General features: G+C 62.0%; 23 protein-coding genes, 1 tRNA gene and 1 pseudogene. 13 read left to right on the forward strand and 12 right to left on the reverse strand.

The features are described from left to right. The first annotated feature begins 17 nt into the window (after nt 1-17). Nucleotides 18-929, forward strand: coding sequence for an alpha/beta hydrolase (locus AC56QP_RS00370; protein WP_489861353.1), 912 nt, complete (start codon nt 18-20; stop codon nt 927-929). 12 nt (nt 930-941) lie between these two features. On the opposite strand, the gene AC56QP_RS00375 is transcribed toward AC56QP_RS00370, so the two are convergent. Then, complete coding sequence (locus AC56QP_RS00375) at nt 942-1,337, reverse strand: rhodanese-like domain-containing protein (RefSeq protein WP_256754467.1); 396 nt, start codon at nt 1,335-1,337, stop codon at nt 942-944. 397 nt (nt 1,338-1,734) lie between these two features. On the opposite strand from AC56QP_RS00375, the gene AC56QP_RS00380 reads away from it, so the two are divergent. Further along, nucleotides 1,735-3,615, forward strand: a complete 1,881-nt coding sequence (locus AC56QP_RS00380) for a L,D-transpeptidase family protein (protein ID WP_489861352.1) — start codon at nt 1,735-1,737, stop codon at nt 3,613-3,615. Nucleotides 3,616-3,679: 64 nt separating this feature from the next. On the opposite strand, the gene AC56QP_RS00385 is transcribed toward AC56QP_RS00380, so the two are convergent. The 3 genes from AC56QP_RS00385 to AC56QP_RS00395 form a co-directional block, all read right to left on the reverse strand. Then, nucleotides 3,680-4,165: a hypothetical protein gene (locus AC56QP_RS00385; RefSeq protein ID WP_489861351.1), complete on the reverse strand. Its 486-nt coding sequence runs from the start codon at nt 4,163-4,165 to the stop codon at nt 3,680-3,682. Between the two features lie 91 nt (nt 4,166-4,256). Continuing rightward, nucleotides 4,257-4,997 (reverse strand): lysozyme inhibitor LprI family protein, encoded by a 741-nt coding sequence (locus tag AC56QP_RS00390; protein WP_489861350.1) that lies wholly within the window; start codon nt 4,995-4,997, stop codon nt 4,257-4,259. Nucleotides 4,998-5,157: 160 nt separating this feature from the next. Further along, nucleotides 5,158-5,415 (reverse strand): PepSY domain-containing protein, encoded by a 258-nt coding sequence (locus AC56QP_RS00395; RefSeq protein ID WP_489861349.1) that lies wholly within the window; start codon nt 5,413-5,415, stop codon nt 5,158-5,160. Between the two features lie 623 nt (nt 5,416-6,038). Between AC56QP_RS00395 and AC56QP_RS00400 the strand changes: the two genes are divergently transcribed. Next, complete coding sequence (locus AC56QP_RS00400; RefSeq protein WP_489861348.1) at nt 6,039-6,476, forward strand: hypothetical protein; 438 nt, start codon at nt 6,039-6,041, stop codon at nt 6,474-6,476. Nucleotides 6,477-6,808: 332 nt separating this feature from the next. Beyond that, entirely contained in the window at nt 6,809-7,030 is a 222-nt protein-coding gene (locus tag AC56QP_RS00405) for a DUF768 domain-containing protein (RefSeq protein WP_489861347.1), read from the forward strand. A gap of 479 nt (nt 7,031-7,509) precedes the next feature. On the opposite strand, the gene AC56QP_RS00410 is transcribed toward AC56QP_RS00405, so the two are convergent. Together AC56QP_RS00410 and AC56QP_RS00415 are read right to left on the reverse strand one after the other, a co-directional pair. After that, nucleotides 7,510-7,584 (reverse strand) — tRNA-Val (locus AC56QP_RS00410). Between the two features lie 137 nt (nt 7,585-7,721). Next, on the reverse strand, nt 7,722-8,408 hold the full coding sequence (locus AC56QP_RS00415) for a phosphoglycolate phosphatase (protein WP_489861346.1): 687 nt from the start codon (nt 8,406-8,408) through the stop codon (nt 7,722-7,724). Nucleotides 8,409-8,572: 164 nt separating this feature from the next. On the opposite strand from AC56QP_RS00415, the gene rpiA reads away from it, so the two are divergent. From rpiA to AC56QP_RS00435, 4 genes are all read left to right on the forward strand, one after another. Continuing rightward, nucleotides 8,573-9,304 carry a ribose-5-phosphate isomerase RpiA gene (gene rpiA / locus AC56QP_RS00420; protein WP_497100863.1) on the forward strand — a complete coding sequence of 244 codons (732 nt, stop codon included), beginning with the start codon at nt 8,573-8,575 and terminating at the stop codon, nt 9,302-9,304. Continuing rightward, complete coding sequence (locus AC56QP_RS00425; RefSeq protein ID WP_489861345.1) at nt 9,291-9,905, forward strand: DUF2059 domain-containing protein; 615 nt, start codon at nt 9,291-9,293, stop codon at nt 9,903-9,905. Before rpiA ends, AC56QP_RS00425 begins: the two co-directional genes overlap by 14 nt. 116 nt (nt 9,906-10,021) lie before the next feature. After that, a complete protein-coding gene (gene gor / locus AC56QP_RS00430) occupies nt 10,022-11,410 on the forward strand; it encodes a glutathione-disulfide reductase (RefSeq protein ID WP_489861344.1) in 1,389 nt (462 codons plus the stop codon). Nucleotides 11,411-11,445: 35 nt separating this feature from the next. Next, complete coding sequence (locus tag AC56QP_RS00435; RefSeq protein ID WP_489861343.1) at nt 11,446-12,594, forward strand: serine hydrolase domain-containing protein; 1,149 nt, start codon at nt 11,446-11,448, stop codon at nt 12,592-12,594. A 77-nt stretch (nt 12,595-12,671) separates the two neighbouring features. Here the strand turns inward: AC56QP_RS00435 and mgtE are convergent, their stop codons facing one another. The 4 genes from mgtE to AC56QP_RS00455 all read right to left on the reverse strand — a co-directional run bounded on the left by mgtE (nt 12,672) and on the right by AC56QP_RS00455 (nt 19,346). Continuing rightward, on the reverse strand, nt 12,672-14,036 hold the full coding sequence (gene mgtE / locus AC56QP_RS00440) for a magnesium transporter (protein WP_489861342.1): 1,365 nt from the start codon (nt 14,034-14,036) through the stop codon (nt 12,672-12,674). 273 nt (nt 14,037-14,309) lie between these two features. Then, nucleotides 14,310-16,202, reverse strand: coding sequence for an ABC transporter ATP-binding protein/permease (locus AC56QP_RS00445; RefSeq protein ID WP_489861341.1), 1,893 nt, complete (start codon nt 16,200-16,202; stop codon nt 14,310-14,312). Between the two features lie 626 nt (nt 16,203-16,828). Beyond that, nucleotides 16,829-17,509, reverse strand: a complete 681-nt coding sequence (locus AC56QP_RS00450; RefSeq protein ID WP_489861340.1) for a DsbA family oxidoreductase — start codon at nt 17,507-17,509, stop codon at nt 16,829-16,831. A 16-nt stretch (nt 17,510-17,525) separates the two neighbouring features. Beyond that, nucleotides 17,526-19,346, reverse strand: coding sequence for an extracellular solute-binding protein (locus AC56QP_RS00455; protein WP_489861339.1), 1,821 nt, complete (start codon nt 19,344-19,346; stop codon nt 17,526-17,528). 232 nt (nt 19,347-19,578) lie between these two features. Here AC56QP_RS00455 and AC56QP_RS00460 point away from each other — a divergent pair, with 232 nt between their 5' ends. After that, a complete protein-coding gene (locus AC56QP_RS00460) occupies nt 19,579-20,208 on the forward strand; it encodes an invasion associated locus B family protein (RefSeq protein WP_091585775.1) in 630 nt (209 codons plus the stop codon). A 90-nt stretch (nt 20,209-20,298) separates the two neighbouring features. Here AC56QP_RS00460 and hspQ read toward each other — a convergent pair whose 3' ends face one another. Then, complete coding sequence (gene hspQ, locus AC56QP_RS00465; RefSeq protein WP_019858091.1) at nt 20,299-20,622, reverse strand: heat shock protein HspQ; 324 nt, start codon at nt 20,620-20,622, stop codon at nt 20,299-20,301. Between the two features lie 173 nt (nt 20,623-20,795). Further along, entirely contained in the window at nt 20,796-22,007 is a 1,212-nt protein-coding gene (locus AC56QP_RS00470; RefSeq protein WP_489861338.1) for a UbiH/UbiF family hydroxylase, read from the reverse strand. Nucleotides 22,008-22,077: 70 nt separating this feature from the next. Here AC56QP_RS00470 and AC56QP_RS00475 point away from each other — a divergent pair. The 4 genes and pseudogenes from AC56QP_RS00475 (at nt 22,078) to AC56QP_RS00490 (ending at nt 25,461) form a co-directional block, all read left to right on the forward strand. Beyond that, nucleotides 22,078-23,017 (forward strand): annotated as a pseudogene (locus AC56QP_RS00475) (DUF2182 domain-containing protein). Nucleotides 23,018-23,031: 14 nt separating this feature from the next. Further along, entirely contained in the window at nt 23,032-23,646 is a 615-nt protein-coding gene (locus AC56QP_RS00480; protein WP_489861336.1) for a DUF1326 domain-containing protein, read from the forward strand. Beyond that, a complete protein-coding gene (pcsA, locus tag AC56QP_RS00485; protein WP_489861335.1) occupies nt 23,643-24,461 on the forward strand; it encodes a phosphatidylcholine synthase in 819 nt (272 codons plus the stop codon). The genes AC56QP_RS00480 and pcsA overlap by 4 nt, the downstream gene beginning before the upstream one ends. Nucleotides 24,462-24,483: 22 nt before the next feature. Further along, a complete protein-coding gene (locus AC56QP_RS00490) occupies nt 24,484-25,461 on the forward strand; it encodes a quinone oxidoreductase family protein (protein WP_489861334.1) in 978 nt (325 codons plus the stop codon). Nucleotides 25,462-25,495 lie beyond the last annotated feature (34 nt).

A 25,495-nucleotide genomic window follows, 5' to 3' on the forward strand; every position in this document is an offset into this window, starting at 1 on the left:
ATGGATGGATTCTCACTATGGCATCAATCGGGCTGAAGGTCATCCGGGGGGTGTTTGGTGCGGCCGAACATATTGCACCGCGCCTCACCGGTCGCGCGGCTTTCGAACTGTTCTGCCGCACCCCCAATGCCAAGGCACTGACGGACGGCGAACGCCGCGCCGTCAACCGTGCCGCGGAGTTCATGGCCGAGGCGCGTCATCATCGGCTGAAGACCGCCACCGGCTGCGTCATGGTGCACGAGTTCCGGCCAGAGCCGGGCAGGGCGGTTGCCGGCACGGTGCTTGTCGTCCACGGCTGGCGTTCGCGCACCGAATACATGCGTGCATTGATCGAGGGGTATCGCGCCGCCGGCTACAGGGTTGCTTCGCTTGATCTGCCGGGCCATGGCCAGTCGCGGGGCCGGCGGCTGAACATGGTCAATGCCGTGGATGCCGTGCGCGTTGCTGGCGAATGGTTCGGTCCGTTCGCGGCGGCGGTTGGCCATTCCTTCGGCGGCGCCGTCGCCGCCAACGCCATCGCTGGTTCGGTCAAGAACATCCCACCACTGGCGGCCGGACGGCTGGTCCTGATCGCGGCGCCAAGTTCCCTGCCGGCAATCTTCGCCGACTTCAGCCGCATGCTCAATGTCGGGCCGCGTTCGCAGGCCGCCATGGCGGACCGCGTCGAACATCTTTCTGGCCGGCCATTGCATGAATTCACCGGCGACCGCCAGCTCGCCCATGCGCCGGTGCCGACCCTGGTCATCCACGCGCCGGACGACCGCGAGGTCTCGGCCGATCATGCGAAGCGCTATGCTGGGGCTGGCGGCCATGTGCGGCTTTACTGGGCCGATGGGCTCGGCCACCGCCGCATCCTCGCCGACAGGGGCGTGGTCGAACGCGCCGTCGGCTTCGTGACCACGCACCGCGAGCCGTCGCTGCTCCACTAGCGGCAATCGAGATTATTTCTTCTTGTCTCCAGGCTCGACCGGCAGTCCGGCCGCCTTCCAGGCCGTGTAGCCGCCAAGGATGTGCTTGACCGGCGAAAGCCCCATGTCCTGCGCTGTCTTGGTGGCCAGCGCCGAGCGCCAGCCGCCGGCGCAGAAGAAAACGAAACTCTTTCCCGAAGCGAAGAACGGCTTGTGATAGGGGCTTTCGGGATCGATCCAGAACTCCAGCATGCCGCGGGTCACATGCCTGGCGCCTGGAATCCTGCCGTCGCGCTCCACTTCGCGCGGATCGCGCAGATCAATGAAGATGGTGCCTTCGTCCTCGAGCAATCCCGCTGCTTCCTCGGGCGACACCACTTCGATCTCGGCGTTGGCCTCGTCGAGCAGTTCGCGATAACCCTTTTTCACCCTGTCGTCCCTCCCGGCCAGGTGGTTTGCTGGCAGGTCGAATTTCGAGCACAACAGCCGGCGTTTGTCACGCCGCGTCGAGGCCGGCCATCGTCCACCAGGCAGCCATCGCCCCGGCCACGGTCACGGAAGGCCGTTTCGTCACCGGCGCCGCGCTGACCGTCGACGGTGGCGCCAACGCCCGATCGCCAGTGGATTTCCCCGGCCGGAGCCGAACCGTATCCGTTCCGGCCGTCACGAGGTTGTGAAACCGTTCTGCAACAGGCGCTCCGAAATTTATGGAAGCTTAACGAAATCAGTATGAATCGGTATAGTCGCGTCTTACATCCGCCATGCGGTGAGCGAGATCGTCTAACGGTGCGGAACGGGAACCGGTTGCGACCGGAGCGGGTGATCCATGAAATTCCTCGGAAACAAAGCAGCGGTGATGCCGCTGGTGGCGATCACGGCAACGCTCGCTCTCGGCGTGCCTCAGGCGGAAGCGCAAGGGCTTTTCGAGATGCTTTTCGGGGGCGGCATCAGACATGCGCCGCAAGGCGAGTTTCCACCACCTCCTCCGAAGCACAAGCCGAAAGTCCCTGCCGGTGGTGGCGGGGTGAAAATCAGCGGTCCGTCCTACTACACCTACAAGGCCGATCGCCTGGTCCGAATCGATTTCTCGGCGCTGACGGCAGCGCCGCAGCCGGCGACACCGCAGGACGCCGCTTTCGTTCCATCTGCCACCGGCGCTGCTTTTCGTGATGCGATTGCCAGCCTAGGCGACTACGAACTCTACGCCGAGCCCGACATCGCCAAGGCGCTGATCGCCTATTATTCGGCCAATCCGGATTTCATCTGGGTAAGCGGAACCAGCCTCAACAGCCGCGCGCAGGATGCGGTGCGGGTGCTCGGCGAGGCAGCGAGCTATGGCCTTACGCCCGCCGACTACGCAGTCGACGTGCCCGCCGCCGACTCGTCAACGGCCGACGCTGGGGCGCGGCTGAAGGACCTCGTCCGTTTCGAAATGGCTCTGTCGGCGCGCGTGCTGCGCTATGCCCACGATGCCCAGAATGGCCGTGTCGAGCCCAACCGCATGACCGGCTACTATGATTTCCCGGCCAAGCCGCTCGACTTGCAAGGCGTGCTGAAAACGCTGGCTCACACCCAGGAAGTACGCACCTATCTCGAATCGCGACATCCGCAGAATCCGGAATACCAGGCGTTGCGCGTCGAACTGGAAGCCCTGCAGGCAAGCGCCGAGAACGAAATCGTCGTCGATCCCAAGCTGTTGCTGAAGCCGGGCGAGACCAGCCCCGAACTGCCGAAGCTGCTGACGCTGATCGCGCGCAATCTCGATGACGAGATGGGCGGCGCCTATGGCGAGGTGTTGTCCAGGCTGGCGACCAGTGAAGTCTACGTTCCGGATCTGATTCCGGTCATCAAGGCCGTGCAGCAGAAGGCGGGCATGAAGGGCGACGGTGTCATCGGGCCGCGCACCGTCGAGTCACTGGCCGGGACATCCAAGGCCGACAAGCTTCTGAAGGTGGAAGTGGCGCTGGAGGAACTGCGCTGGCTGCCTTCCGACCTTGGCAGCCCGCGCGTCTTCATCAACCAGCCGGCCTTCACCGCGAGCTACATCGACAATGGCGAGGAGAAGCTGAAGACACGTGTGGTCGTCGGTCGAACCACCAACCAGACCGCTTTCTTCTACGACCAGATCAAGCAGGTCGATTTTCATCCCTATTGGGGGGTGCCGCAGTCGATCATCGTCAACGAAATGCTGCCCAGATTGCGCAGCGATCCAGGCTATCTCGACCGGGCCGGCTACGAAGTGACCGACTCGCGCGGCAACCGCATCCCGTCGTCGGCGGTCAACTGGGGCGCCTACGGCGCCAACATTCCCTACAGCGTGCGCCAGCAGCCGAGCGAGGCCAATGCGCTGGGCGAGTTGAAGATCCTGTTCCCCAACAAGCATGCGATCTATATGCACGACACGCCGCAGAAGTCATTCTTCAAGCAGGACATGCGCGCGCTCAGCCATGGCTGCGTGCGGCTGCAGGATCCACGCGGCATGGCGGCGGCGGTGCTCGGCACCTCGGTGGACTATATCGCGGAAAAGCTGAAGCATGGGCATTCGACGGAAAACGTGACACGCAAGATCCCGGTCTATGTCGCCTATTTCACCGCATGGCCGGACATGTCCGGCAAGGTCGAGTATTTCGGCGACGTCTACGACCGCGACTCGCGGCTGAAGCAGGCATTGGACGCCACCGAGGCAATGCGTTCACCGTCGAGTTGAGCAAAAGCAGTTTACGGCATCCGGAGGCGGCGCAACGTTTGAACGTTTAGCCGCCTCAACTCTTTTATTGACCTGGTGACAGCGGTCGCCGGAAGCCGGCGTCCCGCCCGGCGATCAGCCAGTAGATCAGTCCGGCGACAAGGCCGGCAGCAGCGATGATGCCGATATCGGCCCAGCGCTCGGGATCCATGTCTTCCGCCGTACTTGGCCAGATCAGGAAGAAGCCGCCTGCTGCCGCCGCGGCGGCGAAGAACATGTGCAACAGGGCATTGCGTAACGAGAAGAACTCGGCGATCAGCGCGAAGACAAGCGTCTGCGCTCCGGTCACGACAATCGTCAGGAAATAGATGAACATGCCGAGCGGCGGCACCACCAGGGCGGCGATCGGCGTGACGCCCATGACATCGAAATACGCCGGCGCATTGGGCAGGGAACTGAGCGCGGCGTAGATCGCCGCTACGGCGACCAGGCCGACCAGTACGGCGACGAGATAACCGGCAAGCACCATCAGGATACGCTTCAATATGTGCTTCGCTGTCGCCATGCCCATCCCCCATGCGGCGCAGTCAACCCATTCCAGTCAGCCATCAAAGCGAGGCCGATGCAAGCGGGAGGAGGGAAACCTCGGTCGCGGCGGCAGCTCAGGCGCCACCGCACAGATGCTGCGAATCGGGCAGCGCCCATGACCCTTTGATAGCGAGATCGATGCCATAGTAGAACCGGCCGCGATCGTCGCCCGCAGGGCAATCTCGCGGAATTGCGATCAGGCACATGATCGCCGCGTCGCCGACCTTCGAGGCGGCCAGGCCAGGCTCACGATCATAGGAGACGGCCGTACCGCCATTCGTGAATGTCGCCGCGCTGCCAGCCTCGGGACTGGCCGTTTCCAGCGGATCGTCGCCAAGCCGCGCGGTGAGCGTCTTGATATGCGTGGAGGCGCATTGTCCGATGGCCGAGGGCAGGGGCTGATCCGTCCCTCCAGGGTTCCGCGAGGCGGCTTCCAGCGCCTTTTTGCCGATCAGCGCTATGTTGTAATCCTGCACCCATGACGGGGCATTGCCATAGGTCTGCAATGCGTTGTTCTGCGCACTGACGATGCAGGCAGTATCGCCCTTGCAGGCATTACGATCGGCGATGAGCCAGCGGGCGATCTTGCGCTTGTCGCCACCGAACGCCGGCTCGAAACCCTTGAACGCCTTGGAGACCAGCAGATCGATGGCCGATAGCTGCAGATCGGCGCAGATCGCCTTTTCCGCCGGCAGGCTTGCCTTGGCGCAGTCGAAGGACGGCCCGTCGGCCCGTGCCGGAGCGGCCCCAAGCACGCCGCCGGCCAGGATGATGGCGAGCAAGAGCAAGACATCGGTTCGAACGGAAGATCGCATGCGTGCCCCCAAGCCAACAGGATCGCACACATATCATATCCCAGGATGGACATTCTTGGTCCTATCCCAGGATGGACATTTTTGGGCGAGACGGTTGGTCATTGAGAGCGCCCCGAGAAACGGGGCGCCTCCTTGAGCCGCGGATGTCTCGGGAAAAGCCCTATTTCGGCTCGGCCGTCACGGGATCGTACGTGATTTCGACCTTGGCCTTGTCCGACGTGTAGTAGGTGACGGTGTAGGCGCCGCTGTCCCAGTCGATCTCCTTGATGTAACGGAAGCCGTCGCGCTGCTCGACCTTGGCGATGATCTCCGACAGTTTCTTGGCATTGGGCGGCGGCAGCGGCTTGTCATCCGCCGCCAGAGCCGGGCCGGTGGCGAGGAGAACGGCGACGCTGGTCGCCAGCAGAAATCTGGACATGGTTTTCCCTCAAGTTTCGACGGAGGGAAACTCGCTCACAGGCTGGTTGGTTCCTCCGGCTTGAGGGAAACGCGATGGCACGCCCACCGGCATCCTTTCGGCCCGCGTTTCTGTGGGTTGGGCGTTTGCGGGAGTCACCTTCGAGTATAGGCTGCGCCAATTCGCCCAGGACAACCAAGCTTGTTGGCATCTTGGAGAAGGAGGTATCGTCGCTGGCGTCACTGCATCAGAAACTTGTCGCCGACGCTATCGAGCTTAGGCAGAATCTCGACTTGGAGGACGCCTCGCGCCGGAAGGCCTTGGAAGCGCGTGCAGGAGCATGCGGGGCCGGCGCCCAAGGGGATGAAACGGCCCGCAACACAGTGGGTCAGATCGGGTCTGGTCGGCCGCGTGAAACACTTGCGTGGCGGGGAAGATTTGCGCCACGCTTCGCTGCAGGATTTCCGATTTGAAGAAGATCAATGAACGGCGTCTGGCTCGCGCTTTGGTTTCGTCGGCATCGTGGTGCTGGTGTCGTGGTGGTCGAAAGAGTCGCCAGCTAGATACGGTTGACAGTTTTCGAACTTAAGCGCGGAATCCCCCGTGCGAATTATCGCACTACTGCTTAAAGGGAGGACCGTTACATGGAACACCTTAATCGCAGATCAGCCCTTAAATTTGGTCTCGCCGTGACAGCCGCGACACCCGTATTTTCACTGGCAGCGCCGGCGGAGGCGGCAGCTCCCACCTATGGCGCCACCGACGGCATGGACATGGGACATGGACGGCGAATGGTGGAAGTCGGGGAGCAAGAGTCGCAGATCAGTGCCTATAAGAGCATCAAGATAATCGATGTGATCTATCAACCTGGAGCTTCTGATCCCGACGATCAGCCTTTGATGGACATGGACATGATCTGCCACATCATTGCCGGTGAGTTCAAAATAGAAAAGAAAGGCATACCCGCCTACACGGTCAAGGATGGCGGAATCTACAGCTGCGGCAAAGGGAAGTCGGACAAAGCCACCAATATCAGCAGCGTGGTTGGCATCCATCGAATTGCTCTTTTGATCCCAGCCTGAGTCGTTTCCGAGAAGCCCGGGTTTGCCGGCCATCAGATTCCACCTGGGCCCTAGGGCGTGCCGCGTGGTGTGGCGAGCCGCGCGGCAGCGGCCTTTCGCCTAGCTGCTATAGACGTCAGGCACGCGTCAGGACGCGTGGCGGTTCGTTCTAGGGGAACATTCGCGGAACCTATCAGGACTTGGCACCTTCTAGCATCAAGAAGAATGCATGAGGCGCGCCTAATGTTCAGTGACAAAGAAACACGAGTTTTGGAAGCGGGGCTGTTCGCCGCAGTGCCGCTCTCAATCCTGATCGCGGTGGCGATCGTTAGCCTTACGTTCGGCTGGTTTGGATGAGCACACGCGGCATAAACTTCCTCGACCGATGGATCGCCAACAACGTCCCAGAGACGACAGAGGCGGATGTCATCTCAGTCGACGAGCTCACGCACAAGCTCATCGCGGACGCCAAGGCGCTCGGCATCAAGCGGGAAGAGATCGACGAAGAGGTCGACAGCCTCTATCGAACGATCCTTGACGCGATTGTGCATTACGACCCTGGCCTGCCCAAATAGCACTTGCCACCGAGATCGAGACGAGGAATATAATCCTCCCGTTGCGGCGACCCCTTCAATGAAGATCGCCATGCCCCCCAAGACCCTCGTCGACACCCTCGCAGCCTGCGAAACGGTCTGCATCACTTTCGGCCATCCAGCGTGCTGCAAATCGACCCAACTTGACGTTCAGGCGCTGATGGCGCCATGCCGGCTCTGCTCATGCCTGAAAGGATATTGGCAAACGTTGGACAGAGGCTGACAGGTTTTCACTAAGTGCTTGAAATCTCTGGTACGCCCAAGGGGAATCGAACCCCTGTTACCGCCGTGAAAGGGAAAATGCAGGGCAGGCGGTGCGCGGTTGGCGGAGCGATTGGGATTCGAACCCACGGTACCAGTTCGCCGACCGGCCTGCGGCACCCGGTGACGACCCGCACTGGAGAGCTGGTCGTTGTCTTGTGTTTGTCTTGCCGTAACGCTTTGATTTTATTTAGAGTTTTTGGTGGGCGATGCAGGGATTGAACCTGCGACCCCACCCGTGTGAAGGGTGTGCTCTCCCGCTGAGCTAATCGCCCGCTCGTTGCCCGAAGGCCAAGCGAGCCGCGATATAAGGGAGGCCGGCCGGTTAAGTCAAGGCTGTGTCGGGCTTTCTGACAAGGATCGGACCGCCGCACTTTCGAGCCTGTTTCCGGCGCCGCCGGCCGCCTTCCGATCAGCGTCCGGCAGCGGCGGCGATCAGTTTTTGCGCCAGGTCCAGCGTCAGCGCGTCGAAATGCGAAATCACCGCCGAAGGTTCGAATTCGCGCACATGGCGATCGGTATAGCCGAAATCGACGGCCACCACCGGAATGCCGGCGGCCTTCGCCGTGTCGATGTCGGTCTGCGAATCGCCCACCATCAGGGCGCGGTGCGGGTCACCGCCAGCCCGCGCGATGGTCTCGGTCAGGTGGCGTGGGTCGGGTTTGCGGAACGCGAACGTGTCCTGTCCGGCGATTGCGGCGAAATGTCTGGTCAGGCCGAGCGCATCGATCAGCGCCAGCGAATTGGCTTCGTACTTGTTGGTGCAGATGGCCAGCAGATAGCCTGCATTTTCGAAACGCGCGATCGCCTCGACGACGCCGGGGTAGGGGCGCGATTTGCCGGGGATGTTATCGGTGTAGTGATCGAGGAACAGTTTCAGCAGCCGGTCATGCTCGGCGACGTCAAGCGATCGCTGCTGGGCAGCATGAGCTCGTTCGATCATCACGCGGCCGCCATGGCCGACGAAGCGCTTGAAGCCTGCTTCATCGACGGCCGCGAGCTCGCTGGCGGCCAGGCTGTGGTTCAGGCTGTCGAGCAGGTCCGGCGCTGTATCGACCAGCGTACCGTCGAGGTCGAACACGATGATCGGGCGGGTCATGGTCTGTCCTGCGCAGGTTTGTGCAATTGGCAGGCGATAGCGGCTGCGACGCGCCAAGGCAAGCACGTCAGGGCAAGCGGGCCGGTGGATAGCGGCCAAAGGCTTTGACCCGACCGTCAAAAATGCTAGGAGCCCAGCCAGCAGGTTCCGGGGCAGCAAGCGGCATGGATGCAAGACAACTGAAGGTCGAGGCCGCGCGGGCGGCCCTTGCCCATGTTACGGACGGCATGCGGCTCGGCATCGGCACCGGCACCACCGCCGAAGAGTTCGTGCGGCTGCTTGCCGACAAGGTTGCCACCGGCATGACCGTCATCGGCGTGCCGACTTCGGAGCGCACCGCGTTGCTGTGCCGCGAGCTTGGCGTGCCGCTGTCGACATTGGAGGAAACGCCCGAGCTCGACCTCACCGTCGATGGCGCCGACGAAGTCGACCCGGAGCTGACCTTGATCAAGGGCGGCGGCGGGGCGCTGCTGCGCGAGAAGATCGTCGCCGCTGCTTCCCAGCGCATGATCGTGATTGCCGACCGCTCGAAGATGGTCGAGACGCTCGGCCGTTTTCCGCTGCCGATCGAAGTCAATCAGTTCGGCCTGCGCGCAACCGAAATCGCGATTGCCGCCGCGGCACAAAATCTCGGCCTTTCCGGTCCGGTTACATTGAGGATGACGGGGGGCCAGGCTTTTGTTACAGACGGCGGCCATTTTATCCTCGATGCATCTTTTGGCCGCATTCCGGATACAAGAGCGCTTTCGAATGCTCTCCACGCCATTCCGGGCGTGGTCGAGCATGGTCTTTTCATCGGGCTGGCGTCAGCGGCCATCATCGCCGGTGGCGACGGCATCCAAACCGTCCATGCCGCCCGAAAACCAGGGAGTTCTACCGATCATGATGTTGCATAACCGGGTTCGCAGCCTTTGCGCCGTTCTGGCGGCTTCGGCCGTTTTCGCGTTCTCTTCGCCGGCGTTTTCGCAGGATGTCACGGAATCGCACCTGAAGGCTGCCCGCGCGGCGGTCGCGGCGATCCACGCGACCGACCCGTTCGACAACATCCTGCCGCAGGCGGCAGCCGCGCTCGAGTCGCAGCTCATCCAGAAAAACCCGGACATGCAGGAGTTGATCGGCAAGACGATCAACGAGAAGGCATTGGCGCTGGCCTCGCGCCGCGCCGACCTGGAAAAGGAAGCGGCGCTCGCCTATGCGAAAGTGTTTTCCGAGAAGGAACTGTCCGATATCGCAGCTTTCTACAGCTCGGACTCAGGCAAGAAGCTGCTCGACAGCGGCCCGACCGTGACGCGTGAATTGGTCAAGGCAGCCGACATCTGGCAGAACGGCCTTGCCCGCGATCTCGCCCAGCAGGTCGGCGAGACACTGGCCGCGGCCGCCAAGGCAAAGGCGCCGGCGGCGCCGGCCGATGCCACCGCTCCCGCGGATGGAGCCGCTCCGGCGGATGGCGCAGCGCCCGCCGATGGTTCGGCTCCCGCGGACGATACGCAGAACTGATCCTGCGTTTTCAACCGGCCTTGCGGCCATCTGTTAAGCCCGGCTTGTCCGGGCTTTTCTTTGATGGTTTGCAGCCTACCTGTCTCTGGATTTTCCAAAGCTCGAGGAGCCACGCCATGGCCGGTTACGACTACGATCTTTTCGTCATTGGCGGCGGTTCGGGCGGGGTGAGGGCGGCGCGCGTCGCCGCCGCGCTCGGCAAGCGCGTCGGCATCGCCGAAGAATTCCGCTATGGCGGCACCTGCGTCATTCGCGGCTGCGTGCCAAAAAAACTCTATGTCTATGCATCGCAATTTCCTGAGCATTTCGCCGATGCCGCGGGCTATGGCTGGTCGGTGCCGGAAGCCAGTTTCGACTGGCAGACACTGGTCGCCAACAAGGATCGCGAGATCAGCCGTCTGGAGGCGATCTACGAGAAGAATGTACAAGGCGCTGGCGGCGAGACGTTCCATTCGCGCGCCATGATCGTCGATCCGCATGTCGTGCATCTTCTGGGCGATGATCGCACCGTCACCGCCGACCAGATCCTGATCGCCACCGGCGGTCGCCCGGCCGCGCATCCGGCGTTGCCCGGCCATGAACTTTGCATCTTTTCCAACGAAGCGTTCGACCTCAAGCAGCTGCCAAGGGCGATCATGATCGAAGGCGGCGGCTATATCGCCGTCGAGTTCGCCAACATCTTCCATGGCCTCGGCGTCGACACCACGCTGGTCTATCGGGGCAAGGAGATCCTCAGCCGCTTCGACATGGATCTGCGGCGCATGCTGCATGAGACGATGGAAAAGAAGGGGATAAAGATCCTCTGTCATGCCGTGTCCGAATGGGTCCGCAAGCGTCCTGACGGCCGGCTCGACGCAGTGGTCACCGGCGGCAAGGTATTGACCGTCGACCGGGTCATGCTCGCCATCGGCCGCATTCCCAACACCGAGAACATGGGTCTGGAGGGTATCGGGCTGGAGATGACCAAGACCGGTGCGATCGCCGTCGACAAATACTCCCGCACCAACATCGACAACATCTGGGCGATCGGCGACGTCACCAATCGCGTTCAGCTCACCCCGGTGGCGATCCACGAGGCGATGTGTTTCATCGAAACCGCCTTCAAGGGAAATCCCACCGCGCCCGACCATGAGACGATCGCGACCGCCGTCTTTTCGCAACCCGAGATCGGCACGGTCGGTCTGTCGGAGGATGATGCCGTCAAAAGCTTCCCCGACATCGAAATCTACCGAGCCACATTCAGGCCGATGCGGAACACGCTGTCCGGGCGCGACGAGAAGATGCTGATGAAACTGGTGGTCGATGGCGCGTCGAAGAAGGTGCTCGGCGCCCACATCCTGGGACCAGATGCCGGCGAGATGGCGCAACTCCTCGCCATTCCGCTCAAAGCCGGCCTGACCAAGGATGATTTCGACCGCACGATGGCGGTGCATCCGACGGCGGCGGAAGAACTCGTCACCATGTACAAACCGACCTACCGCATGAAGGATGGCCAGCGCGTCTGACCTTTCGCCAGTTCGCTCGTCGTAAGGGGCAATCAATGACCGCGACCATCGGTTCCGCGCCGCTCGACGATGACTTTGGTGGACGCGTCGATCAAGTTGTCGACAGGGCCATCGAGGAGGAGCGCATTGTCGGCGCCATGATCCTCATCGCTCGACGCGGCGAAATCCTTTACAGCCGCGCCGCCGGTCTTGCCGACCGCGAGTCGAAAAAACCGATCACGGCGGACGCGATCTTCCGGCTCGCGTCGGTGACCAAGCCCGTAGTCGCGACCGCGGCTCTTGCCCTTGTCGAAGCAGGCGTGATCGGCCTCGATGATCCCGTGGCGAAGTTCATCCCTGAATTCCGGCCGAAGCTGGCTGACGGCAGCGAGCCCGTCATGACCGTCCGACAGTTGCTGACGCACACCGCGGGCCTGTCCTACGGTTTCCGCCAGACCGCCTACGGACCCTATCATCGCGCCGGAATCTCCGATGGCCTCGACCAGCCCGGCCTTTCCATGGCCGAGAACCTCCGGCGCATCGCCTCGGTGCCGCTGTCCTACGCGCCAGGAACAGGCTGGGGCTACTCGGTGGCGATGGACGTGCTGGGCGAGGCCATGGCGAGAGCCGCCGGAGCCACCCTGCCGGAGCTGATCGATCGCCTGGTCGTCCAGCCGCTCGGCATGCACGACGCGGCCTTTGCGGTGCGAGATCGATCACGGTTGGTGACGCCTTACGCCGATGGACCTGGCAAGGCCGTGGCGATGGGCGAGCATCATCGCGTCCCCTTCGGCGACAGCGCCATCTCATTCTCGCCTCAGCGCGTCTTCGATCCCGCCTCCTTCGCCTCAGGCGGCACCGGCATGAACGGCACAGCTGGCGATGTCCTCAAGCTTCTCGAAGCGCTGCGTTCCGGGGGCGGACCCGTTATCCGGCCCGAGACGGCCGCGGCAATGACCACGGACGCGATATCGGGCCTGGAAACCACCATGCCCGGCTGGGGCTGGGGTCTTGGGTTTGGCATCCTGCGCGACCCGCTGGCCGCGTCGACGCCTCAGGCCGCGGGCACCTGGCGCTGGGGCGGCGTCTACGGGCATTCCTGGTTCGTGGACCCGACAATGGACCTGACGGTGGTGGCGCTGACAAACACGGCGATCGCCGGCATGGTGGGCGCCTTCCCCGATGCGCTCCGCGACGCGGTCTAGGCAGGCAAGCCTAAGGCCGGAAGGGCGGAACCCGCCGCCGGCCATTTGCCGGCGGCGGAAACAATTGGCGCTGCTGGTTAGAGCAGCGTGCCGCGCAGGATCACCAGCGCCACCGAGAAATAGATCACCAGCCCGGTGACATCGACCAGCGTGGCGACGAACGGGGCCGATGCGCTGGCCGGATCGAAGCCGATGCGTTTCAAGGCAAAAGGCAGCATCGACCCTGACAGCGAGCCAAAGGTGACGATGCCGACCAGTGCCGCGCCCACCGTCGTGGCGATCAGCGGCCAGTGCGGTCCATAGTCGTAGAAGCCCATATATTGCCAAAGCGCGATGCGGCAGATGCCAACCACGCCCAGCATGGCGCCCAGCACGACGCCAGTGGGCAGTTCGCGCAGCGCCACCCGCCACCAGTCGCCAAGACCTATCTCGCGCAGGGCCAGCGCCCGGATGACAAGCGACGTCGCCTGTGAGCCGGAATTGCCGCCGGAGCTCATGATCAGCGGGATGAACAGCGTCAGCACGATCGCCTTTTGCAGTTCGCCCTCGTAGCTCTGCATGGCGTTGGCCGTCAGCATCTCGCTGAGGAAGAGCGCGCACAGCCAGCCGCCCCGCTTCCTGATCATGGCGAGAAAACTCATCTTCATGTACGGCTCGTCGAGAGCCTCCATGCCGCCGAAGCGGTGCACGTCTTCCGTCGTCTCCTCGATCATCGTGTCGATGATGTCGTCGATGGTGACGATGCCCAGGATCTTGCCATGGTCGACGACCGGGACGGCGAGCAGATCGTATTTGGAAATGAGTTGAGCGACTTTCTCGCTGTCGGTCAGCGGTGAAACCGTCACCGGTACGCGGTCCGGCGCCACCGTCATGATCAGATCCTCCGGCTCACCGGTGATGAGCCGACGCAGGCCGGTCGATCGCATCAGGAGATGCGTTTGCGGGTCAACGATGTAAATCGCGTAGACGGTTTCGCGTGTCCGCTCGACCTTGCGGATATGGTCGAGCGTGCGGCCAATGGTCCAGTCCGAGGGAACGCTGACAAACTCCGTCGTCATAATCGATGCGGCGCTACCTTCGGGATAGCCCAGAATGGAAAGCAGTGTCGCGCGCAGCGCCGGCGCCAGGGCTCCGAGCAACTCGGAGCGAGCCGGCTCGTCGAGATCGCGCAGGATGTCGGCGGCGCGGTCGACCGACATGGCGGTGAGCAGCTTGCCTGCCCTGGCACGCGGCAGCGTCTCCATGAGTTCGGACGCGCCATCAAGTTCCGGCTGGTCGAAGATCTCGACCAGACGCTCGAACTGTACTTCGCAGAGCAGCTCCGTCGCGGTTTCTCGCGACTCTCTGTTCAGCGCCTCGACAATGTCGGCGACGTGATCATTGGCCAGGATACGAGCGATTGCGACGGCATCGTCGCTCGCTATCGGGGTAAATTCGTTCATGGTTCACTCCTTGCCGTCCGGCAGGGCATGAACCATTCAAGGTCACGTCTTAGGCGGACGGCGGTTGCGTTCGACTGTGACTATCGCCAGGCATGGCGCGGTGACCTTTCCGCTTGCGGGTTCGCGTTTGAATGTCTGCAAGCCGGCGCAACATAGGGATGCGCCTTGCCGAGTCAATCGTGGTGAGAAGGGAAAATGCCGGCGAGCGAGCAGGATCGCGAGACTGTGATCACCGGCCGCCGCATGACGCGGCCGGCTCGTCTCACAGCATCGTTATTTCTGCTTCAGCCGACGCGAGAAACGCAGCCATTTGTCCTCGACGGGTCTTGGCTGCGCGAGAATGGTGGTGAGTTCGGCAGGCAGGGTCGGAACCAAAGGCTTCTTGGTGGCGACACCGTCGGCGATCGCGACGACGCTGTGATAGAATTCGCTGCCGGTCATCGATCGCGGCGCCACCGCCTCGTGCATGACGCTGATCACCGTGACATCGGGACAGTTGTCCTTGATCGCCTGGTGGAAGGCAACCTTGCCCTGCGGGTCGAGGGCGCCGGTGGCCTCATCCAGGAACAGCAGCCCTGGCTGCTGCAGTATGATGCGAGCCACCACCAGCTTCTGTTTCTGGCCACCCGACAAAACCTGATCCCAGCTTTTGCCTTCGCGGCTGTTGTCGGCCATATGCTCGATGAAGTCACCGAGACCGGCCTTGTGCAATGCCGAGGCGACCTGCGCGTCGCCATGGTCGTGCTCGGAACCCGGCAGGCAGACCAGCTGTTTCAGCGACACTTGCTGCAGCTTGACCTCCTGGGCGGCATAGAAACTCCTCACTCCCTCGGGGAAAACGATGGTGCCATGGCCATAGGGCCACAGTCCATTGATCGCCTTGATCAGCGAAGTCTTGCCGCAACCGGATTCGCCTTTCAGGAACGTCCATTCGCCGCGCCGGAAGCGCAGATTGGCGGCACTGAGGAACGGCGTGGCGTCTTCGCCCTGATGCGCCAGCTCGAGCTTCTGGATGGTCAAGCCGAAAACCGGGTTCTGGCTGGCGTAACGGAATTCGGAGCGACCGGTCTGACTGTAGAACTCCTGTGGATGCTGGACATTCTCGATCGCCACCGCCAGTTCGGTCACGCGCTGGCTGTTGGCCCGCAGCGTGGCAATGGCAGGCATGACATGGATGAACCACGAACATTGGCCGATCAGCGCATTGACCAGTTCGGAGCCGGTAATGTAGCCCTTGAGATCGAGACCGTTGTGGATGAACGGCACGAGGCCAGGCCCATAGGCGACAATGCGGGCGCCGACAAAATTGTAGATCAGCTCGAACGACATGTAGACGGTGTTAACGATGTTAAGCCGCGTCCAGGTGCCGTCGATGTCGACATAGAGCCGGCCATGCATGGTCTTCTGCACGCCTTCGCCCTGAGAGGCGGCGACATGGAAACTGCGGCGCAGGAACGTCGTCAGCTCACCGCGATAGCTGCCTTCAGCCTGCTGCATCCGGATGTTGAGACGCTCGAGCAGGCCGCCCAGCTTGACCGCTATCCAGGTGTTCAGCGGCACATAGGTGGCAACCGCCAGGAAGGCCAGGATGGCACTGCCATAGCTGCCGAGGAACTCCAGCCCCTTCACCTCGACAGAGGTTTCGAGCAGCTTCTGGCCGACAAAATAGAGCGAAGTGGCAACCCCCAGAACGCCCATGGCGAGGCCGATGGCGCCGCCGGTCATGTCCTTGATGGATTCCTGGACGCGCTGGTCGATGTTGTCGGGAGCGGGCGCGCCCGTGCCGGTCGACGCGTGCTGGGCGTGGAAATGCGTATGATTGGTGTCCAGCAGTGCTTCGTTGAAGCGGCTGTCCAGCCAGCCGCGCCATTTGCGGTGCAACGTCGCCGAGACAAGATTGCGGATGCCGGTAAAGCCGGCGTCCTTGAGCACGACCAGCAGAACGAGGATGCCGGCATTGACCAGCAACGTGCGAAGCGGCGTGGTGTTGGCGGCGTCATGGAAGAAGGCGATCGAGTTTACGAGCTCTCCGGACGCTTCGGCGAACCAGACACCGGCCTTGCTGGACAGCGCCGTGAGCAGCGCGATGACCAACGTCAGCGTCCAGGCTTCTTTCCAGCGATCCGAGACCCAGTAGGCCCGCATCAGGCCCCAGAAGCTGCGCATCGAGGACACCGGCGTCAGGAGCGACCGCCTTACGGCATCGCGGTGTAGTTCATCCGGTGCTGACTCTTGCGATCGTTTGCCGATCCGAATCACGATCCCGCCCAAACCTTTTTTGTTTTGTTACGGAGGGTAACACCAATTGATCATTTTCCATTAATTTTTAAAGTTGGCCGAACGGATTACTCCCAGCGGCCGTTGCCAGGAGGCAACAGATCGCTTGGCCGGAATGCCGCCAATCCAGTCAGCACAAATCAGGATATCGTCATTAATTCAAACTCTTGATCGGCGCAGGCACGCCTTCGTCGAAGCTTCCCTTAGGGAAGCTTTTCACACGTTTTTGTGAACTCGAAAATCGTGGGGGAAGATGGATTTTCTTGCCGCGGACTGACCGGAGCGCCCGAAAATACCGTTCATGATTCCGACAGGCTTGCTTTTTTCGTCCTTGGCGGAGCCGCAAAAAATGCCGGCAACGGCCTCGCGGCACGTCGTCCTTGGGCAATGACAACGTCTCAATTCGCGGGTGGAACCAAGCTGCATAAGCGCTGAGTTGCAACGGGGCCACGGCTTCGTCAGGCAAAGGTGATGGTGCAATAGCCAGCGTTGCCAGGTGCAGCAGAGATCGTGCCTCAGCCGGCTGCTCTTTCCAATTCGCCGCGCGCCTTCGCCGCCGCAACCTGGCGAATGGCGTCGGCCAGCGTGTCGACATCCTGCGCACCCATGACCGCGTATTTGCCTTCGAGCAGGAAGCACGGCACGCCTGATATCCCCATGCGCGACGCAGTGGCGATCTCGGTGCGAACCGCCTCGACATCGGCGTCGGTAGGCAAGAGTGTGGCGATCACGGACGCGTCCATGCCAGCCTCGCGCGCGGCTTCGACCAGGACAGCGTGGTCGCCGATATTGGCGCCCTCCTCGAAATTCAGCTGGAACAGGCGGCGCACCAGCCGGTTCTGGACTTCCTCGCCGACAGCTCCGGCCCAGCGGATCAGCCGGTGCGCATCCAGCGTGTTCGCCGCCACCTTGATAGCCCCGAACGCGAAGGAAATGCCTTCGGCTTCGCCCAGCGGCTCGATGCGGGCATGGATCTCACGGATGCGCTCGTCGCTGCCGAACTTGGCCAGCATATACTCGTGGCGATCCCTGCCTTGCGGCGGAATGGTCGGATCGAGCTGGAACGGCCGCCATCGAACATGCACTTCACCGCCGACAGCGGCGATCGCCTTGTCGAGCCGCTTCTGACCGATGAAGCACCAGGGGCAAACGACATCGGACACCACATCGACGGTGATGGCGTTGAGTACGCTCATCTCGATCTCCTGATCTTCAGTTCGCCTTGCGCCACCAGGTTGGCAGTTGATAGCCGAATATGGGCGTCTTCTGCGGATGTTCCAAGTAGTTCCAATAGGCGATCCATTGCTGCGTGTTGTGCTGCATCGGCACCATGTAGTTGCCGGAGATCAGCAGCCGGTCGAGAACGCGAACGGCGGCGACATAGTCTTCCTTCGAGGGGGCGTGCAGCATCGCCTCGATCGCCGCGTCCACCGCCGGATCGGCAACCCCGGCGAGATTGAACGAGCCTTCCGCCCTGGCCGCGGCCGAACTCCAGCGTCCAGTCTGTTCGATGCCGGGCGACAGCGAATTGTTGAAGCCGCTCGAGCCGACTAGCACCTCGAAATCGAAGCGCTGCTTGCGTGACTGGATCTGATCGCCATCAAGGCTGCGAATGCTGACGTTGATGCCGATCTTTTCCAGCGTGCGCTGGTAGATGCCGGCAAGACGCTCCTCGTCCTGCGAGGCAGTCAGGATCTCGAAGCCGAAGGGTTTGCCGTCGGGATCGAGCATCGTCCCATCCTGCACGTGGAAACCGACGCTTTTCAGCAGGTCGAAGGCGGCTTTCAGCACCTTTCGATCCTGGCCTGAACCGTCAGTGACCGGCGGCCGGTAGGTACCGTCCATGACATCGGCCGGCACGCGACCGGGGTAGGGAGCCAGAAGTGCTTTCTCCCTGTCGTCGGCCGGATGGCCGAGCGCGGAAAGCTCTGAATTCTGCCAATAGCTCATCGTGCGTGTGTATTTGCCGCCGAACAGGTTCTTGTTGGCCCATTCGAAGTCGTAGAGCATGCCGAGCGCACGCCGCACGACGGGGTTGGAGAACTTCTGCAGCCGGGTATTGAACAGGAAGCCGGTCACCACAGGCGGAATGCCGGTGTCGAAGGTCTCGGCAATCACGTCGCCCTTGTGGAAGGCCGGGAAATCCAGATCGCGCTCGCGCTTCACCGGGTCGCTGTCGTCGTCGATGGCGCATAGGCCTTTCTTGAACGCTTCCAGCTTGGCGTTGGCGTTGAGGAAATATTCGATGGTGATCTGGTCGTAATTGTCGAAACCGCGCTTGGCCGGAACATCCTTGCCCCAGTAATCCGGATTGCGCTTGAAGACGATGCGTTGGCCGGGCTGTACCTGCGCTATGGTATAGGGGCCACTGCCGATCAGCGGCTTTAGCGTGGTCTTGTCGAAGGTTTCCTTGTCGAAAGCATGTTTGGGAATGATCGGCGTCAGCGCGATGATCAACGGAAATTCGCGATCGGCCTTGTCATTGAAGGTGAAACGAACACTGTGGTCGCCGGTCTTTTCGAGCTTGGCGATCCTGGCCATGCGGTCGCTATAGGGCGGGCGGCCCTTCTCCGTATAGACATCGTAGCTGAACAACACATCCTCGGGCGTTACCGGCTCACCATCCGACCACCTGGCCTTCGGGTTGAGATGGAATTCGATGCTCTTGCGCTCGGGGTCCATGTCGGCGGTGTCCGCCAGCAGCCCGTAGAGGGTAAAAGCCTCGTTGGCACTACGTTGCATCAATGGCTCGAAGACCAGATTGCCGAAGATCGTGTCCATCATGCCGCGCGCCGTTGTGCGCAGGCTCTTGAGGATGAAGGGGTTGAGGTTGTCGAAGCTGCCGACGACGCAATAGGTGACGCTGCCGCCCTTCGGCGCGTCGGGATTGACATAGTCGAAATGCGTATAGTCGGGCGGGAGCTCCGGTTCGCCCTGCATGGCGATCGCGTGCTTCGGCTCCGACACCGCCGGCTGATGCGAAAGGGCGAGAAACGATATCGCGGTGATCAGCCAAACAAGAACGCGGCCCATGACCGTCTCCTTACTGGGTCGGCTTGATGATTCGGTGCGCACCCTAGCATGAGGCAGCGGCATGCCGGCCAATGGCGTGGTCAAGAATTACAAGTGGCGGGCTGGATTCGGCATCACTTGCAGTGTAACACGCCGACCGAAGTCATTCTGTTGCCTCATTTCGGCAACAGGTAGCTGGACCACACGGCGCGAAGAAGCCGGTCCCGGGATCATTTGAGAGGAAGTGCACGACATGACGAGCCTGAACAGCAACGCGTACCGCCTGTCGGTCATGGCCGCTGGCGTGATCGGCTTTCTAGGCGCAGGGCTTCCCGCTGCTTCCGCACAGCAGCAACAGCAGATTCCGCAAGGCTGGTTCAAGGCTTGCACCAAGCAGGAAGATGTCGACATCTGCAACGTCCAGAACATCACCACCGCCGGCAACGGCCAATTGATCACCGGCGTCAGCCTGATCGAATTGAAGGGCAAGGTGAACCGCAAGGTGTTCCAGGTGACGGTGCCGACCGGTCGTCTGGTGCCTCCCGGCATCGGCCTGCAGATCGATACCGGCAAGGCGCAGAAGCTCGACTATGTGATCTGCTTCCCGGATCGTTGCGTGGCGGAGGTGCCGTTGACCGACCAGCTCGTCGCCTCGTTCAAGAAGGGCCAGGCGATCACGCTGACTTCGGTCAATTTCCAGAACCAGCCCAATCCGATCAAGATCGCCCTGCAGGGCTTCAGCGGCGCCTATGACGGCCCGCCGCTGCAGCAGTCGGACATCGAGGACCGGCAGAAGAAGCTGCAGGACTTCGTCGCCAAGAACAATCAGGACTTCGCCAAGAAGCTCAAGGAAGAGCAGGACAAGGCGAAGACCGCCAACTGATCACCCGTCATCGGGTCATTCTCAAGCCAAGGAAAAAGCGGGGTCATGCCCCGCTTTTTTCGTTCCTGACCATACCGGCAACGCCGGTAATCAGTGTCTGGACTGCCGTTTGGGCTCGTAGCGCCCGTCGGGCCTCTTGTCGAACATCTCCTTTATCTGCGGATGCCTAACCGGTTCACCCGACCGATCCTCCAGCAGATTCTGCTCGGATACATAGGCGATGTATTCGGTTTCCGAGTTCTCGGCGAGCAGGTGGTAGAATGGTTGATCCTTGCGCGGCCGCACGTCGGCCGGGATGGCTTCGTACCATTCGTCGGTGTTGGCAAACTGCGGATCGACGTCGAAAATGATGCCCCTGAACGGAAACAGCCGGTGGCGAACCACTTGCCCGATTGCGAATTTGGCTGTTTTCATCGTACTCACCACTGAATTCCTTAGCTTTATTTGGCGCAGACCGCGTGTCAATTCAATCCTGCTGTGCTTGACGCGCCGTCAAGCACAGCAGGACGCGGGGCACGGGTCCGCCGCATGCGGGCGATTTCGACGATCGTCGACGATGCAGATCAGCAAGAATGTCCGGAAGGCCGTTACCGGCGCACCGGCCTTCGCAGGCCGCCCGCGAGCGCCGCGAAGCCGCTGCCGGGACGGAGTCCCTCGCGCATGAAGAAGGCGCGAAGCGGTGCGAAGCCGCCGAGCACGCCGAGCCCGGCAACGCGGGCAATCTGGGCCGGCAGCATGTCGGAGAGGAGCGACATGTTGAGCAGGTTGACCGCGCTGCTGCGTGCCAGAATATCGGGGCGGCGCTTGAAGTCGTAGGCCGCAAGCGCCGTTGGGGAACCGGGATCGCGACGATTTTCACAAGCAATCCCAATAAGATCTTCGATATCCCTGATGCCGAGATTGAGGCCCTGTGCGCCGATGGGTGGAAACACGTGGGCGGCTTCGCCGACCAGCGCTATCCGGTCTCGCGCGAAGCGCAGCGGGGTCACCGCCGAAAGCGGATAGATCTGGCGCCCCGGCTCGACCGTCACCCGGCCCAGCATCGACTGCATCTGTTGTTCGACCCGCATTGAAAGCGTTGCATCGTCCAAAGCGGCAAGTTCTGTCGCGGTCTCCGGTTTCACCACCCAGACGAGGCTCGAGCGATTGCCGGGCAGGGGAACCTGTGTAAACGGCCCGGTCTCGGTGTGGAATTCGGTCGAGGTATAGGCATGGTCGCCAGTGTGACGGAAATTGAGGACAAGCGCTGCCTGTGGGTAGGAGCGAGCCGAGGTCGTGATGCCAGCCGCCTGGCGAGCCGGCGACAGCCGTCCGTCGGCGGCGACCGCCAGCGATGCGTCCACCGTGCTGCCGTCGCTCAGAATGGCACCGGCGTGCTCGGCATCGAGATGCCATCTCGCCACCATCGACCTTCGCCACTCGATGCCGGCATGCGCGGCTGCCGCGCCGGCCAGCGTCGGATTGAGGGCGCTGTTGGGCAGGTTCAACCCGAACTGTTCCTCGTCGATCTCGCTGGCGCGGAAGGTGACGACCGGACTGCGGATCAGCCGGCTGGTCGCGTCGATGATGCGCATCACTTTCAAGGGCGCAGCCTTGGGCTTGATGTCTTCGAGGACGCCCAGCCGCTCGAGCACTTTCAAGGCAGGATTCATCAGGGCCGTCGTGCGGCCATCGGGAGCAGAAGCCTCGGGCCCGACGAGCGTCACCGGGAAACCGGCATCGGCGAAACCGAGCGCCGCGATCAGTCCTGCCGGCCCCGTGCCAGCAACCAGTATCCGCGCAGTTCCCTGATGCTCCAAGATCGGCTTTCCGGCTGCAATGCGAGGCGGTCCACCTGACCTGCCAGTCGATGAGCATATAGGTCAGATCATGCCGCTTGATCAACGCGGCGATTCGGCTCATTCGAATGACATGACCGGCCAGCAAGACGACTTCAGCCATCTCGACCGCGCGGGCCGCGCCATGGCGAGCATCGCGCGCAGCCCGCGTGTCACGGTCAATGTGGTCATTGGCGCCGGTATCCTGCTTGCCTGGCTGTTCCTTGCCGCCACGGCAATCCGTGGCGCTGAAGGGCGGGTTGCAGGCGGCGGCGCTCCTGGTGACGCGATCCTGCAAAACCTGCCGCGCCTGCCACTGCCAGCTTTCCTGGAACGGTTCTTCGCGCTTTGCCTCTCGCCGGCGACGCTGGACGGAAGTGTCGGCCTGCAGGCCGGCGCGCTCGTTGCGATGTGGTTCCTGATGGCGATCGCGACGATGCTGCCGTCCGCCGCACCGATGATCCGCACCTATTGCGAGATCGCCGATACGGCACAGAATCAAGGGCGAGCCGGTCGTCCATCCGCTGGTGCTGGTCGCCGGTTATCTCAGCGCTTGGCTCGCCGCCTCGGCGATGTTCGCGGCGCTGACCTTTGCCAGCCACGCCTTCGCCTCGTCTGATGGGCTGCTTGACCCGGCGATCGGGATTGCCGGTGCACTCGCCCTGCTGGTTGCCGGCCTCTACCAGTTCAGCGGCCTGAAGGAAGCCTGCCTGGAGAAATGCCGAAACCCGTTCTCGATCCTGTTTTCGAACTGGAGCGCGAGGCCCGCCCGCATCTTCCGGCTTGGCCTCGCGCAAGGCATATGGTGCCTCGGCTGCTGCTGGGCATTGATGCTGGTGATGTTCGCCGTCGGCGTGATGAACGTCTTCTGGATGGCCTTGATCGGGTTGTTCACCCTGATCGAAAAACAAACAGCGAGCAGGGTTCCAACCCGGCTGGCCGGTGCGATACTGCTTGTCTGGGCAGCCGCCCTGCTAGTAGTCTCACGATAGTGGGGGAAATTTCGATGGCAGATCAGGGCTGGGCGATGAAGGGAGAGCTCGTACTCTCCTGCAATTGCACGGTTTTCTGTCCTTGCGTGCTGTCTCTCGGCAATCATCCGCCAACCGAAGGCTATTGCCAGACCTGGGCGGGGTTTCGCATCGATGCCGGCCATTTCGGCGACGTCGACCTGTCAGGTCTCAATCTCGGACTGGTCATGGAAATCCCCGGCTACATGAGCCGCGGCAACTGGACCGCCGGCCTGTTCATCGACAAGCGCGCCTCTGTCTACGCGGTCAAGGCGCTGACAAGGATCTTCACCGGCAAGGCGGGCGGCACCACATCGTTGCTTTCCATCCTTGTCGGTAAATTCCTCGGCGTCGAGCAGGTGCCGATCACCTATGAGACGCGCGACAAGACGCGCATCTTCCAGATACCGAAGATCATCGACGGGGCGGTGACGCCGATTCCCGGCAAGGACCGCGAAAAGGATACAGTGATCAGCAATTCGGAATACTGGATCGCGCCGGAGATCATCGTGGCCAAGTCCGACAAGAGCAAGATGCGGGCTTTCGGCCGCAACTGGAATTTCGCTGGCCGTTCGGCCGAAATCTGCAAGCTGGATTGGCGGGGCCCGTGAGCAAAAACACTACGGCCAGGAAAGCCGCCAAGAAGATCACGGACCGGATTCCGCGGCCGAAGAAGAAAGTCACCTGGCCGCAGGCGAGGGCTTTTTCCGTGCACCTGCTGACGGCGTCGGGTTCGTTCCTGGCGTTCCTGTCGCTGGTGGCGGCGAGCGAAGAGCGCTGGACGGCCATGTTCTGGTGGCTCGGGCTGGCGCTGTTCGTCGATGGTATCGATGGGCCGATCGCCAGAAAGCTCGAGGTGAAGGAAATCCTGCCGACATGGTCGGGCGAACTCCTCGACAACATCATCGACTACGTGACCTACGTCCTGATCCCGGCCTTCGCGCTCTATCAGCGCGGCTTCATGGGGGAGGGCCTGTCATTCCTTTCAGCGGCGATCATCGTCGTCTCCAGCGCCATCTACTATGCCGACACCGGCATGAAGACGAAGGAGAACTTCTTCAAGGGATTCCCTGTGGTCTGGAACATGGTGGTGTTCACACTGTTTGTCATTGAGCCGGGACCGTGGGTTTCGTTCGCGGTGGTGGTGGTAGCCGGCATTTTGACTTTCGTGCCGATGAACTTCATCCATCCGGTTCGCGTAGTGCGGCTGCGGCGCATCAATCTTTCGATGACCCTTTTGTGGTGCGCCTTCGGCGCGCTTGCCCTGGCGCAAGCGGCGCTCGCAGCCTTCTACGATCAGATCGGCGTGCTGGGCGAGCAGGTCAGCACCTTCACCAAGATCGGCATCACCATTACCGGGCTCTACCTTGCCTGTATCGGCGGGATCATGCAGTTCTTTCCAAATCTCGGTGCTAAAAAGGCCTGATCAGCCAGAGGAAGCCTAGCCCATGTCCAAAGCGATCCGTATCCACGCCAATGGTGGTCCGGAAGTTCTCATCTATGAGGATGCCGATCCCGGCCGGCCGGGATCCGAGCAGATCCTGATCAGGCACACGGCGATCGGCCTCAATTTCATCGACGTCTATCATCGTTCGGGCCTCTATCCGCCGCCTGGCGGATTTCCGCTTGTCCCCGGCAGTGAAGCCGCCGGCGTAGTGCTGGAAGTCGGCGAGGGCGTCGACTGGCTGAAGCCGGGCGACCGGATCGTCTATGCGGTGACGACGGGCGCTTATGCGCAAGAGCGGGTTATCGATGCCAGCCGCGTCGTCAAGGTTCCGGATGGCATCAGCGACGAGCAGGCGGCCGCAATGATGTTGAAAGGCATGACCGCCGAGTACCTGCTGCGCCGCACCTTCAAGGTGAAGGCGGGCGACACCATCCTGTTTCACGCCGCGGCCGGCGGCGTCGGATTGATCCTCGGCCAATGGGCGAAACATCTCGGTGCGACTGTCATCGGCACGGCCAGCTCGACCGACAAGATCGAACTCGCCAAGGCACATGGCTTCGACCATGTCATCAACTACAAGGAGCAGGATTTCGTCGCCGGCGTCGCCGCCATCACGGGCGGCGGAAAATGCGACGTCGTCTACGATTCGGTCGGCAACGACACGTTTCCGGCGTCGCTGGACTGCCTGAAGCCGCTCGGCATGTTCGTCAGCTTCGGCCAGTCCTCGGGTCCGATCCCGCCGTTCAGCATGTCATTGCTGGCACAGAAGGGCTCCTTGTTCGCCACGAGGCCAACATTGTTCGTCTACAACGCAAAACGTGAGGCCCTGGAGGCCTCGGCCGCAGCCTTGTTCGAGGTCGTGCTCAGCGGCGCGGTGAAGATCAAGATCAACCAACGCTACGCGCTGAAGGACGCCGGCAAGGCGCATTCCGACCTCGAAGGCCGCAGGACAACCGGAACCACCATTCTCATCCCTTAGTCCCTTCCGGCTTGCTATCCCTTGAATTTCCGCT

The organism is Mesorhizobium sp. RCAM 05104 (assembly GCF_059683645.1).